Source organism: Psychrosphaera sp., from assembly GCF_982872775.1.
In genome coordinates, this window is sequence record NZ_CEYNSH010000061.1 from 1 (window position 1) to 13,416 (window position 13,416).

Annotated in this window: 9 protein-coding genes and 1 pseudogene; 5 read left to right on the forward strand and 5 right to left on the reverse strand. The window is 42.3% G+C overall.

Annotated features, from left to right (window positions below; genetic code table 11):
- Both murQ and AC4E96_RS13055 read left to right on the forward strand, forming a co-directional pair.
- A pseudogene (murQ, locus tag AC4E96_RS13050) lies at positions 1–306 on the forward strand (N-acetylmuramic acid 6-phosphate etherase); the annotation flags it as partial.
- Between the two features lie 4 nt (positions 307–310).
- Entirely contained in the window at positions 311–1,690 is a 1,380-nt protein-coding gene (locus AC4E96_RS13055) for an exo-beta-N-acetylmuramidase NamZ family protein (RefSeq protein WP_490256129.1), read from the forward strand.
- Positions 1,691–1,698: 8 nt separating this feature from the next.
- On the opposite strand, the gene AC4E96_RS13060 is transcribed toward AC4E96_RS13055, so the two are convergent.
- From AC4E96_RS13060 to purL, 4 genes are all read right to left on the reverse strand, one after another.
- Positions 1,699–2,310, reverse strand: a complete 612-nt coding sequence (locus AC4E96_RS13060) for a transglycosylase SLT domain-containing protein (protein ID WP_490256130.1) — start codon at positions 2,308–2,310, stop codon at positions 1,699–1,701.
- A 486-nt stretch (positions 2,311–2,796) separates the two neighbouring features.
- Entirely contained in the window at positions 2,797–4,329 is a 1,533-nt protein-coding gene (locus tag AC4E96_RS13065; protein ID WP_490256131.1) for a S10 family peptidase, read from the reverse strand.
- Positions 4,330–4,393: 64 nt separating this feature from the next.
- Positions 4,394–5,962 carry a glutamate--cysteine ligase gene (gshA, locus tag AC4E96_RS13070; RefSeq protein ID WP_490256132.1) on the reverse strand — a complete coding sequence of 523 codons (1,569 nt, stop codon included), beginning with the start codon at positions 5,960–5,962 and terminating at the stop codon, positions 4,394–4,396.
- A 243-nt stretch (positions 5,963–6,205) separates the two neighbouring features.
- Positions 6,206–10,117 (reverse strand): phosphoribosylformylglycinamidine synthase, encoded by a 3,912-nt coding sequence (purL, locus tag AC4E96_RS13075; protein WP_490256133.1) that lies wholly within the window; start codon positions 10,115–10,117, stop codon positions 6,206–6,208.
- A gap of 187 nt (positions 10,118–10,304) precedes the next feature.
- Between purL and mltF the strand changes: the two genes are divergently transcribed.
- Positions 10,305–11,789: a membrane-bound lytic murein transglycosylase MltF gene (gene mltF / locus AC4E96_RS13080; protein ID WP_488032425.1), complete on the forward strand. Its 1,485-nt coding sequence runs from the start codon at positions 10,305–10,307 to the stop codon at positions 11,787–11,789.
- Positions 11,790–11,906: 117 nt separating this feature from the next.
- Complete coding sequence (locus AC4E96_RS13085; protein ID WP_488032424.1) at positions 11,907–12,071, forward strand: hypothetical protein; 165 nt, start codon at positions 11,907–11,909, stop codon at positions 12,069–12,071.
- Here AC4E96_RS13085 and tadA read toward each other — a convergent pair.
- Positions 12,068–12,646: a tRNA adenosine(34) deaminase TadA gene (gene tadA / locus AC4E96_RS13090; RefSeq protein ID WP_490256134.1), complete on the reverse strand. Its 579-nt coding sequence runs from the start codon at positions 12,644–12,646 to the stop codon at positions 12,068–12,070. The two genes, AC4E96_RS13085 and tadA, sit on opposite strands and share 4 nt — an antisense overlap.
- Positions 12,647–12,858: 212 nt before the next feature.
- Here tadA and AC4E96_RS13095 point away from each other — a divergent pair, with 212 nt between their 5' ends.
- Positions 12,859–13,101: a hypothetical protein gene (locus AC4E96_RS13095; protein WP_488032422.1), complete on the forward strand. Its 243-nt coding sequence runs from the start codon at positions 12,859–12,861 to the stop codon at positions 13,099–13,101.
- Positions 13,102–13,416: the final 315 nt, after the last annotated feature.

Here is a 13,416-nt window from a genome sequence, read left to right on the forward strand (position 1 = left end):
AAGCTTATTTTAAATATATTAACAACCGGGTCTTTTGTGCAATTAGGTAAATGTTATGAAAACCTGATGGTCGATGTGAATGTCTCAAATGTGAAGCTAAAACAAAGAGCACTAAGGATAATCCAAGAAGCAACTCAGTGCTCAGCCGAACAGGCAGAGGATTATTTGAATCGAGCAAACAACAAGGTAAAACCAGCGATATTGATGTTTTTAGCGCAAATGGATTTCGCTCAAGCTAATGACCTACTGAACGCACACGCAGGCAAGTTAAAACTTGCTCTCGCCGCCGCAAAGGCAGGAGTGTAAATCGATGAGCCTTCTATTAAGATTGGACAATTGTTCAACTGAATTGATGTATGAGTCACTTCGTTCGCTAGTAAAAGTAGTAACTAGGTTCACGCTATGCGCGTTATTTTTAGTAATTTTAATTCCAATAAAAAGCTTTGCTACTGAGTCCAAAAACCTAGTATTAGGAGCAGAACAAACAGACCTTTACTTACCATTATTAAAAGGTAAAAGAGTAGGCTTAATCGTCAATCAAACCTCCACAACTACAGACGTAAATGGTAACCAACAACACCTTGTTGATCATTTAGTAAGGCACGATATTAATATTGTGCGACTATTTGCACCGGAACACGGGATTAGAGGGGATCATTCGGCTGGCGAAAAAGTAAAATCTAGTAAAGACACTAAAACCGGTATCGACATCGTTTCTATTTACGGCGCATCAAAAAGGCCTATGCCTAAACACATTAAAGACTTAGACGTACTCGTGTTTGATATTCAAGACGTAGGCGCTCGATTTTATACTTACATCAATAGTATGTTCTATATGATGCAGGCCGCCAAACAGCATGGTATTCCATTTGTCGTATTAGATAGACCCAATCCTAATATAGATATGATTTCGGGCCCTATGTTAGACCCCGAATTTTCATCATTTGTTGGCCTTCTCCCTATACCAATGATTCACGGCTTAACAGTTGGCGAATTGGCTAAAATGATTGTTGGGGAAAATTGGCTAGAAAAAATTGAGCCACTGCAACAGGCCTTAAAGTCAGGTAATTCGTTTAGCAGCCGAACTGAGAACATTAGTGATAGTGATAGCGAAAGCGAATTCGCAACCGATGCCACAGCCCCAAAGCAATTAGCGCTCACTGTAATCCCGGTCAAGCATTACCATCGCACTATGCGTTACCAGCTGCCTATTCCGCCAAGCCCTAATTTACCGAATCACCAAGCCGTGCGCTTGTACCCTTCTTTGTGCCTTTTTGAGGCAACACCTATCAGTATTGGCCGTGGTACCGATTTTCCGTTTCAGGTCATAGGCCACAACCAAGTCTATTTCGGTGACTTTGAGTTTGTTCCGACGTCACGCCCGAAAGCATCTAAACATCCCAAATTAGAAAATCAGAAGGCAACAGGCGTTGATTTAAGAAACGTCCAAGTCAATGGGTTTACACTGAGTTATTTACTCAAATGGCATCAATTGTTTGTTGATAAAGACCAAACGTTTTTCACACGTGCGGGCTTTTTTGACAAGCTAGCAGGAACGGACTCATTAAGAAAACAAATCAAAGCTGGATGGACTGAATCACAAATAACCGCGAGCTGGGAAAAACAGATACAAGCATTTAAAAAATTAAGAAGCCCATATCTACTTTACCCAAAAACACCTAAAGAATAGTGTCGCTTTTAATAGAACAGTAAACGCCACAACCAGCCAGAGTTAAGATACTCCTCACAACCTCTTAACTGCTTGGCATACAAACGAGCTCTAGCATCGACTTTATTGGCAACGTTTATTAGCCAGCGTTTTTTACGGTAGGTTTTACGCTTATAGCCGCCCCAACCTTCGTGGTAGTTTAGGTATTGATTCTTAGCGTCCCACTTTGAGACTTTGTTTATACGGTGGGTCTTGTTGGTATACCAACCCATAAAATCAACAGCATCTTCAAAGTCATCACGGTCGGCCCAGCTATTGCCCGATTCTTTTTTGTATTCAGACCATGTCACTGTTTTGGCTTGAGAATAACCATATGCAGAGCTCGCTCGGCCAATTGGAATGAATCCTAAGAAATATTCCATCGGTGGCGCAGCGTCGGCTTTGAATGAGCTCTCTTGATACATCATTGCCATTACGACATGTATTGGAGTGCCCCAACGATCATTCATATCATTGGCATCGTCCCACCAATCTTCACGTTCTTTAAAAATTTCACATACGTTAGAAATGTTTTTGGGTTGAGGAGTCGTACAACCAGCCAATAAAAACGTAAGAATGAAGGCACTGAATATTTTTTTCATATTTTTTGAACTTCTCTGTAATTCCATGTCTAACTAACCAGTAACAGAATTTTTCCCTGAAATTATTGTTAGTTTTAACGAGTAATTAATTTACTCGTTTTTTTTTGCTTTTTTAAACTAATTTCAATTTATTTTGTTTTTCACGGTTTTTTCCATGAATTTAATCAGATTGTAATCAAGCTCTTGTAAATTAATTACGATCTTTTTTCGAAAATTTTATAATTTTTTGAACTTTCCGGAAATGACCTGTCTAACATAGTGAAAGCAGTTTTTTTCATTCCCTGGAAGTTGTTGTTAGTTTTGGCGAGCGCATTATGCGGCTCGCCTTTTTTTTGCCTCGAATTCAGCCGCCTCGAATTTAGCCTCTATTTCACGTATGAAACACTCAACGGAATTTCGAACCATCTAAGGCAAACAAAATTTAATTTAGATATGGTACTAGAAAAACCGCACACCTAAAGCGAATGCCAGACGTGCGGTTTAAGATTAATATTTGGCTGGAGTCTGAGGTGAAACTAACGAGTTTTTAATAAATTCTCGTAGGTCTTCATTTGACTGGCGTAAATCTTCATATCGCAAATACATCATATGACCACTACGATAGCCTTTGAAAGACAAGCGCTCTTTCATTTTGCCACTTGGGTCAAGCTGCCACATAGTATATTTGGCATCAAAATAGTTGGTTGCACCATCGTAATAGCCTGCTTGGACTAATACATTAAGGTACGGGTTTTGCGCCATCGCCAATCTTAGGTTTTCGCCTGTTTTGTTGTTTGAGCGATCCCATGGACGTACAGGTCCAAACATGTTGTATTTAACATCTGTGACATAGCCTAACTCTTCACGTAAGTAATAGTTAATCGCTGGTGTGAAACTGTGTAACCACGAGTCTAACTCTGCCCAGTAGTCAGGGCGTGAGCCCGTCTCTTTCTCATCGATACCTAAATATCGTGAGTCTAGACGACCTATTGTTTGGCCACGGTCACGCAATAACTCTTTCCAGAAGTACGTGGTTTCGATATCTAAGTTACTACGGATAACCTCTTGCTCAGACAAACCAGAATATAACGCTACTTTTTTAGCAATAGCTTGTTTCTCTGTCTCAGAGATAAACCCACCTTTTGCCAACGCTGGAATGTATTGATTAATGGTGAATGACTCAACTTCTGGTAGCAGCTCCATTAAGTCTTTGGACTGTAACTCTTCGCTTAGTGCTTTGTGATGCCAAGCGGCAGCAGCAAAGTAAGGAAGACGATTAGCCGCTTTTACTGGACCATCGCGTTTGATGCCGATATCAGTCGGAGATACTAATATTACACCGTTAAGATACATCCATTGACGGCTTTGTAGCTCCAGCGCTAATCCAGAAACACGCGTCGTACCATAGCTTTCACCCACTAAGTACTTAGGAGAACGCCAGCGATTATTGCGCGTAACAAAAGTATTAATCCACTCGGCTAAATATTTGATATCTGCATTTACACCAAAGAACATTTCTTTTTGTTCAGCATCACTCGGCATCTTCCCTTCTTTATTAGGCAAAACACGTGAATAACCGGTGTTAACAGGATTTACAAAAACGATATCCGCCACGTCCAATACTGAATATGGGTTGGTTTTTACGCCATAAGGTTGTAGTGGAAAACCTTCACTATCGACGTTTAAGACTTTAGGGCCTGTGTAAGCAACGTGCATCCAAACTGATGCCGAACCTGGGCCACCATTAAAAGAGATCAGTAATGGACGGCTTGCATCATTTTTAACATCTGTACGCTTGTAGTAGGTATAGAATAACGTTGCTGTTGGGTTGCCTTCTTTATCCCATACAGGCTGAGTACCAACAGTCGCACTGTATTTTACTTTTTTTCCTGCGATTTTAGTGGTGTGATTTGTCGTCTTGCTGCTATCAACATCAATAAAACGACCAAACTCAGTTTGAGCGCTGGCACTAAATGCCATTGAAAATAAAGTAAGACCAAACAACACGGCGGTTGCTAGGCTCCTAGTTATTATTGTCATTTCCTTTCCCCATTTTTTTATACTTGTTGCATATAAGTAAAAAAGGGCAAATATGCCCTTTCTTTTAGTATTTAAAATAGTCTTTTAAAAACTCATCAAAACTGAGCGTGTCCGCCGCTTCAATTTGTTTTTGTTTGGCCAAGGACTTCTGCCCTTCCTCAATTAAAAACGAAGCTTTAAAGTGAGTTGCTGGCGTGGTTGATATTTGAGTTTTGTACGCATCTGCCAACTCAAGGCTATATATTCCGTTGTCTTTATCTGATTTGATTAACTCGTTGAGTAACAAACCCGACAGCGTTTTATTTGGATTGTCCTGACACGGTAGCACTCGGTTTAAGGCGATTGCGTAATGCATACCACCGTAGTGTCCATCTAACCAATCAGCCAACACTTTCATTTCTGCAAAGATTTCTGCAACCCACTCGTTGCGATCGACATCTTCGCCATCGAGTTTTAGCAGTAACTCTTCGGCACGGCCATTAAGTACAATGCGATCGATGTTTTCATCGGCTTCGTTTTGTTGCTCAGGGCTAAGCTCATCTCGTTCGCTGAACAAACAAAACAACATAAACAAATCCAACACGCGCATTTGTTCTTTCGTAATACCATACGGGCTAAATGGATTAACATCGAGTGCTCTAAGCTCAACATACATAATGCCGCGACGTTCTAGTGCATCCGTTGGCTTTTCACCTGAACGAGCTATCTGTTTAGGACGAACCGGTGCGTATAATTCGTTTTCGATTTGTAGAATATTGTCATTAAGCTGCTGGTAATCAGTACCAATTTTGACGCCAATCTCTTGATACTCTTCAGATTTGGTGCGAATTGCTTGACGTAGCTTAGCAATATAATTTTGTAAATCACCATACTCTACATTGAGAGAAGACTGAGCGCTGTTGGTATAACCTAGGTCACTCATTCGAAGAGACGTGGCATGAGGTAAATAAACGGTGCCTTTACCTAGAGATTCAAATGGCATGACATCATCATTGCCTTCTAAAAAAGAGCGACACATAGCTGGAGATGCACCGAATAAGTAGGTAATTAACCAAACGTGACGTTTGATATTACGAACCATACGCATGTATTGCTCAGACTGGAAGGTCGTTAAATCACTATTATCACCCAGAGACTTTTGATAAACACTCCAAAACTCTGGTGGTAATGAAAAGTTATAGTGAATGCCAGCAATAGCCTGCATCATTGAACCATAACGATTTTTTAGACCTTTTCGGTAAGTGCGTTTCATCTTACCGACGTTGGACTCACCAAAATAAGCAATAGGGATCTCGTCTTGATGCTCAATAAAACAAGGCATACTCATTGGCCACAGCACTTCATCACCGATATTTTTTACCACAAAGTGGTGAATATCCTGCAATTGAGAGTAAGTTTCATCAATATTATTGGAAGGCGGTGTAATCAACTCTAACAACGCTTCTGAATAATCAGTCGTTATATACGGATGGGTCAATGCCGCCCCTAATAATTTTGGGTGTGGCTGCTGAGATATTTTACCCTTGGGAGTCACACGAAGAGTTTCACGCTCTATGCCGCGTTGGATGTTTTTAATGGCGGGGGTAACTTCAACAGAGGCAAGTCCGTCCAAACGTTGTTTTAGTGTGGTCAAAATACAATCGTTCCTTAAGCTCTCAATTTAAAGGCTCTTTATGGCGTCATTAGACACGATTATAAAGGGTAAACTTTCAAAAAAATTTACTATTTTTGTTGTTTTTCATCAGCATCGAACAAAATAACAGCTAACGTTCAAAAAAACATCTATATTCAATCGAGCAACCCATTGATGCCTATTTAAATACAAAAAAGCCATCACAAGGATGGCTTTTATCAAATATAGCGAGATATTTACAATCTAGCCAACCCACTTACGGGCATTTCTAAACATACGCATCCATGGGCTATCTTCTTGCCACTCGTCCGGGTGCCATGAGTTACTCACCGTTCTGAACACACGTTCAGGGTGTGGCATCATGATAGTCACACGACCGTCTGTCGTTGTTAAAGAAGTAATACCTTCTGGAGAACCATTAGGGTTCGCCGGGTAAACATCCGTCACATCACCGCGGTTATTGACGTATTGCATCGCAACAGTACCTGATGCGACAGCCTGATTGATTGCGTCTTCAGATGAGAACTCTGCACGACCTTCACCGTGCGAAACCGCAATTGGCATTCTCGAGCCTTCCATACCTTGGAAGAACACAGATGGTGTATCTTTGATTTCAACAAGGCTGAATCGAGCTTCAAATCGCTCTGACTTGTTAGTGACAAATCGCGGCCAATGTTCGCTTCCTGGGATCAATGAACGCAAGTTAGACATCATCTGACAACCGTTACACACACCTAAGCTGAAAGTGTCTTCACGGTGGAAGAAAGCCTTGAATTGAGCCGCTAATTCTTCATTAAATAATATCGATTTAGCCCAACCTTCACCGGCGCCTAATACGTCACCATATGAGAAACCACCACAAGCAACAAGACCTGTAAATGACTCAAGGTTCACTCGCCCCGATTGTAAATCACTCATGTGAACATCAATCGCATCAAAGCCAGCACGATTGAACGCTGCCGCCATTTCAACGTGAGAGTTAACGCCTTGTTCACGTAAAATCGCCACCTTTGGTGCAACCGCTTTACCCGTTGCAGTTTGAGCAATATGTGAGGCAACAATATCTTCATTGATATCGAAGGTCAGGTGTGTATTTAAGCCTGGATCTTCAACATCAAACTTGGCATCAAACTCTTGTTTAGCACATTCTGGGTTATCACGACGTGTTTGCATTTGGAACGTTGTTTCAGCCCATACTGTACGATAATGCGTACGAGTATTTTCAAGAACCACCTCACCACTTAATTCAAAACGAATCGCATCATCGCTAGTCACATCACCGATTACGTGACTCATGTCCGCAAGACCGTGCTCGGCTAGAACGGCCATAACACTTTCTACGTCATCTTCAGCAACCTGAACGACAGCACCTAGTTCTTCAGAGAATAAGCTCGCTAAGGCGTCATTACCCAGACCGTCTAACTGAACATTAACACCTGCTTTACCAGCAAAGGCCATTTCTGTCACAGTAGAGAATAAGCCACCATCTGAACGGTCGTGATATGCCATCAACTTGTTGTCAGCTAATAGAGCCTGAACACCATCGAAAAAGCCTTTTAGTAATTCAGGGGCATCTAAATCAGGCGCTTGAGTACCAAGCTGGTTGTAAACTTGGGCCAAACAGCTCGCACCTAGGCGGTTTTGTTTGTTACCTAAATCAATAAGAACAAGCTTACTTGCACCTTTGTCCGTTCGTAACTGAGGTGTTAACGTTTTACGGATGTCTTCAACACGAGAGAATGCAGTAATAACAAGTGAAAGTGGAGCAGTCACCGCTTTGTCTTCGCCATGCTCATCTTGCCATTGGGTTTTCATCGACATCGAGTCTTTACCAACAGGAATGGTCAAGTCGAGTGCAGGACACAACTCTTCACCTACCGCTTTAACGGCTTCGTACAAACCAGCGTCTTCACCAGGGTGCCCCGCTGCAGCCATCCAGTTTGCAGACATTTTAATGCGCTTAAGCTCACCAATGTTTGCCGCCGCGATGTTAGTAATCGACTCTGCAACCGCCATACGAGCCGATGCACCGTAGTTAAGTAATGCGATTGGGGTACGTTCACCCATCGCCATCGCTTCACCGTGGTAGCTATCAAGTGCCGCTGCTGTTACTGCGACGTCCGCCACAGGAACCTGCCATGGACCAACCATTTGATCCCGAGCAACCATGCCTGTAACCGAGCGGTCACCGATGGTTACTAAGAATGTTTTTTCTGCAACTGTAGGCAGTCTTAAAATACGTTCTGCCGCATCAGCAAGCTCGATACTACTCGTGTCTAGCTCTGAACCTGTGTCCGCCTTCGATTCGACATCACGATGCATTTTAGGCGGCTTACCTAGCAATACATCCAACGGTAGGTCGACAGGCTTATTGTCAAAATGTTCGTCCGTAAGCGTCAGGTGACGTTCTTCTGTTGCTTCACCAACCACTGCATATTCAGCTCGCTCACGCTGGCAAATCGCTTCAAACATTGGCATATTTTCAGGCGCAACTGCTAAAACATAACGCTCTTGAGATTCGTTACACCAAATCTCTAACGGCGACATGCCAGGCTCATCGTTTGGTACGTTTCTCAGCTCAAAACGTCCACCGCGCTCACCATCATCCACTAATTCAGGGAAGGCATTTGATAGACCACCCGCACCAACATCGTGGATGAAAGAAATTGGATTCGCATCACCTAACTGCCAACACTTGTCGATTACTTCCTGACAACGGCGCTCCATTTCTGGGTTTTCACGTTGAACAGAAGCAAAGTCTAAGTCTTCATTCGATTGACCTGACGCCATTGAGCTAGCAGCACCGCCACCAAGACCAATGTTCATCGCTGGACCACCAAGGGCAATTAACTTAGCGCCAACAGGAATCGTGCCTTTGTTGGTGTGTTCACGACGAATATTACCAAGACCACCGGCAAGCATAATTGGCTTGTGGTAACCGCGAACCTCTTCGCCATTAAAGCTATTTACTTTGTCTTCAAAGGTACGGAAATATCCAAGGATATTAGGACGACCAAATTCGTTGTTAAATGCTGCGCCACCAAGTGGGCCTTCAGTCATAATATCAAGTGCGGTAACGATACGGCTTGGTTTACCAAAGTCATTTTCCCAAGGCTGTTCAAAACCAGGGATGCGTAAGTTAGATACGGTAAAACCAACTAAGCCTGCTTTTGGCTTAGAGCCTCTACCGGTTGCACCTTCATCACGAATTTCACCACCAGAGCCTGTCGCTGCACCTGGGTATGGTGAAATGGCCGTTGGGTGGTTATGAGTTTCGACCTTCATTAAGATGTCGATATTTTCATGATGGTATTTGTATTGACTGGTCACTGGGTCTGCAAAGAAGCGCCCTGCCTCTGAGCCGTGCATCACAGCGGCATTATCTTTATATGCAGAAGTCACATATTCTGGATTATGTTCAAAGGTGTTCTTGATCATTTTGAACAAAGATTTTGGCTGTTGCACACCGTCAATCGTCCAGTCAGCATTAAAGATCTTATGACGACAATGTTCTGAGTTTGCTTGAGCAAACATATACAGTTCAATGTCATTTGGGTTGCGTTCAAGCTTAATGAAGCTTTCAACTAAATAATCAATTTCATCTTCTGCTAGTGCCAAGCCCATCTCAATGTTGGCTTTTGACAGGGCCTCACGACCTCCACCTAACACATCAACACTGGTCAGTGGTTTTGGTGACTCTTGATAAAACAGGTGACGGCCAGACTCCAAGTCGTCAAATACAGACTCGGTCATTCGATCGTGTAATTCTGAATAAATAGTTTGAAGCTGGGTGTCTGAAAGTGGAGCAGAAGTTTCTATATAGTATGCAATTGCGCGTTCGATTCGTTTGACTTGAGAGAGGCCGCAATTGTTGGCGATGTTTGTTGCTTTGGTGGACCAAGGAGAAATGGTGCCGGGGCGAGGGGTGACTAAAATTAACTTTCCGCTGGGTTGATGTGACTCGATTTTGGGGCCGTATTCTAATAAGGCGTTGAGTTTGTCGAGTTCTGGGTCGGAAAGTGTTGATTCTATATCCGCGAAATGTACAAACTCAGCATAAATGTCTTTTATATTGAGTCCGTGTTGATTAAACGCAGACAGTAACTTGTTGACTCGAAAGTCAGAGAGAGCTGGAGCACCACGAAGGATTAACATTGCCAATTCACCGTTCATGTTGAAAGGAAAGAAATTAGGCGCGCATTATACCTGTAATTTTTACCAATAAACAGAATTCTGTGATAGTTTATTCTGTGATAGTTTATCGGATTAGATGTTCAAAAAAATAAAGCTGATTAATAACATACAGCCACCCTAAACTTCGCAGAGCGACGATACAAATACCATGATAGATAGAGTTAGTAATATTGTTTTTCCAAACCAAATCCGCACAGTACTGATTTTGCTTGCTAGCTTACTCACCTTAAACGCCTGCGCTCCTGCCGTTGAGCCTTCTCATTTAGAACAACTTAAACAAAGACAATCTATCAACGTGGGCATTTTGTTTAACCCAACAAGTTATTATATTGATGCAAGTGGCGCAGCTGGTTTTGAATATGAACTTAGCCAGCACTTAGGAGAATACCTGGGTATCAAAGTTAACTTACATCCGAGTTTTCACGTTGCAGAGCTACTTCCCAAGCTACGTACCGGTAAAGTCGATTTGGTCATCGGCGGTATTACCAAAACCGAATCTAGAGAAAAAGAGTTTCGCTTTGCTCCGCCCTACTTTTATATCGATCAAAAGCTAGTTTTCAAGCAAGGACGTCAACGCCCAAAATCATTTGAAGAAATGGATGCCCCTATTACTGTTGGTAAGCACACCAACCATGCCGAATTACTAGATATTGCGACAGAACCTTTTCCAGAGGTTGAAGTTCAAAAAATGAGCCTGGTTGATCAAAATGATTTACTCGAACAACTGATGGATGAGGAAATAGACTACACAATCGCCGACTCCCACAGTTTAGCGCTGATTCGTCGATATTATCCAGACATCAGTGTCGCCTTTACCGTTCGCAAAGACCAACCACTTAACTGGCTATTACAAAAAAACAATGACGACTCTTTATACGCTTTATTAATTGATTTTTTTGGTAGCCTGAGAGAGTCAGGCGAGCTGACCGCACTAGAAGATAAGTACTTTGGCCACGTTGAACAGTTCAATTACGTCGATACTCGCCTCTTTATAAAAGCAGTCGACGAAGTCTTACCAAAATACAAAAACTGGTTTATCGATTACGCGGGTGATTTGGACTGGCGCCTAATCGCTGCTCAAAGTTATCAAGAGTCACATTGGAACCCAAGGGCCAAGTCACCGACTGGTGTGAGAGGCATCATGATGCTGACTCAACCGACGGCCAAACAAATGGGCGTTAAAAGTCGTTTAGACGCTGAGTCTAATATTAAAGGTGGCGCCAAATACCTAAACTTATTAATAAAACGAGTTCCAAATAGAATTGATGACTCTGACAAACCTTGGTTTGCCCTCGCGGCCTACAACGTAGGTTGGGGACATGTTCAGGATGCTAGGAAGCTGACCAAACGATTCGGTGGTAATCCTGATAAGTGGGTCGATGTAAAACAACACCTACCTAAATTACGTCAAAAGAAGTATTATAAGACCACTCGATATGGCTTTGCTCGCGGTGATGAGGCCGTTACCTACGTATCTAACATTAGACGTTATTACGATACGTTAACCTGGATTGAAGATCAGGCTGAGCAAGCTATTAAGATTCAACAAAAAATTGAACAAAAGACAAAAGAACAGGTCGAAGAGCCTACTGAACAAACACCGTCTTCAGACAACGCAGAGTCCAAGTCATAACGACAAAGCGGTGATCAATCCCACCTGACTCACCTGACTCACCTGAAGACGTTAAAAAAACGTTCATAACAATAAAGTAAATTGTCTTGTCTAAAAAATATTTAACAAGGAACAACTATGTTCAAACGAAGAAGAAGCCCTAAATTGGCTAGGGATAAACGTTTGTTGGACAGAACTCGACGACGCGTAGCTCGAAAAGCTGCGACGAAACGCATAGTCCAAAGACGAATAAAACAAGTGACAATGCGATTTGAAGACGCATTCACTGAAGAAAATGATTAATCTGATTGACGCGCCGCTTGTTTGGCGCGTTTTTTTTCAGCGCGGCGACGTTTAAAAAAAGCCGAAAGTTGCTCGCTACATCTATTTTCTAATAGCCCTCCATGACTTTCCACTTTATGATTGTGGCTCTCATGCTCCAGCAACCTCATAACACTCTCAACCGCTCCGGTCTTATAATCTTTTGCACCATAGATCACTCGACCAACACGTGCATGTACCAAAGAGCCAGAACACATCACACATGGCTCTAGTGTGACATAAAGCGTTGTATCTACTAATCGGTAGTTGTTTATTGCTGAGCCAGCATCTCTCAGTGCCATAACTTCAGCGTGTGCCGTTGGGTCATTTAGGGTAATAGCTTGATTGAAACCTTTTCCTATGACTTTGCCATCGTGGACTAACACGGCCCCCACCGGGATTTCACCAATAGCCTCTGCTTTTTTAGCCAACTCAATGGCCAGTTCCATGAAACAATAATCTTGCTCAGTCCAAAAAGGTTCAACTGCCGCGACATCTTCCACCACGTCACTAGTCTCTCCTCGGCTATTATTCACTGTATCACTTGGTTTGTTCATGGCGATTTCAATCAGTCTTGGCAAAGAGGTAAAAGGTTCATCAAAAGTTAGTCTATTTTCGCACTTGTTAGTGATTTGTGCCAACAGAAAATATTCGTTAAAAAATAAAAGCCCTATTTTTCGGGCATTTCGGCTTGGCACGCTACTTGATACTTGCTCTTCAAACACTTTTGAATTAAAACTTAAAGACTGATTAAAAAAAGGACAACACCATGGAAACTATGCCATTCATCGTTGCAATCGTAGCTATTATCGGCGGACTGTTTTATTCGGCTTATGAGCAAAAAATGAAGCTCAAAATGAAAGAAGCTCAACACAAAAACACCGGTGTCGATTTACAAACTCAGGAAGAGCTCAAGAAGTTGAAAGAGCGTGTAGCTGTACTGGAAAAAATCGTGACTGATAAAAACTACGCCCTTAAGGATGAAATCGATTCTTTAGAACGCGTGGGTTAATCCTTCGAATACAAAAACAAGCGAAGGGGTGACCTTATGGAGCGATTACTAAAATCATTGATACCTTTATTCTTTCTGCTGCTTGCTCTGGTTTTGTATACGATGGGGATGGCTGTTGAAAGTTTCCTAATCATTGCTCTAGGGGTAATGTTTGAAGGTATGTTTTGGCTAAAGCTACACAATATGACATCCAAGAAGGGTCAATCAAAACTGTAGCTTACTGCCTTCACTGCGAAGCATTAGACGCAATATAATTTGCCTCAAGACAAAAGTTAAAAATATAAAAAAAGCGCCCCTGGGCGCTTTTTTTTTTTT

Excerpts from the sequence above, each read along its gene's own strand:
- AC4E96_RS13095 (WP_488032422.1), top strand. The coding sequence starts at position 12,859 with ATGGAAACTATGCCATTCATCGTTGCAATCGTAGCTATTATCGGCGGA.
- AC4E96_RS13060 (WP_490256130.1), bottom strand. The coding sequence starts at position 2,310 with ATGAAAAAAATATTCAGTGCCTTCATTCTTACGTTTTTATTGGCTGGT.
- mltF (WP_488032425.1), top strand. The coding sequence starts at position 10,305 with ATGATAGATAGAGTTAGTAATATTGTTTTTCCAAACCAAATCCGCACA.
- AC4E96_RS13085 (WP_488032424.1), top strand. The coding sequence starts at position 11,907 with ATGTTCAAACGAAGAAGAAGCCCTAAATTGGCTAGGGATAAACGTTTG.
- AC4E96_RS13055 (WP_490256129.1), top strand. The coding sequence starts at position 311 with ATGAGCCTTCTATTAAGATTGGACAATTGTTCAACTGAATTGATGTAT.
- tadA (WP_490256134.1), bottom strand. The coding sequence starts at position 12,646 with ATGAACAAACCAAGTGATACAGTGAATAATAGCCGAGGAGAGACTAGT.
- purL (WP_490256133.1), bottom strand. The coding sequence starts at position 10,117 with ATGTTAATCCTTCGTGGTGCTCCAGCTCTCTCTGACTTTCGAGTCAAC.
- AC4E96_RS13065 (WP_490256131.1), bottom strand. The coding sequence starts at position 4,329 with ATGACAATAATAACTAGGAGCCTAGCAACCGCCGTGTTGTTTGGTCTT.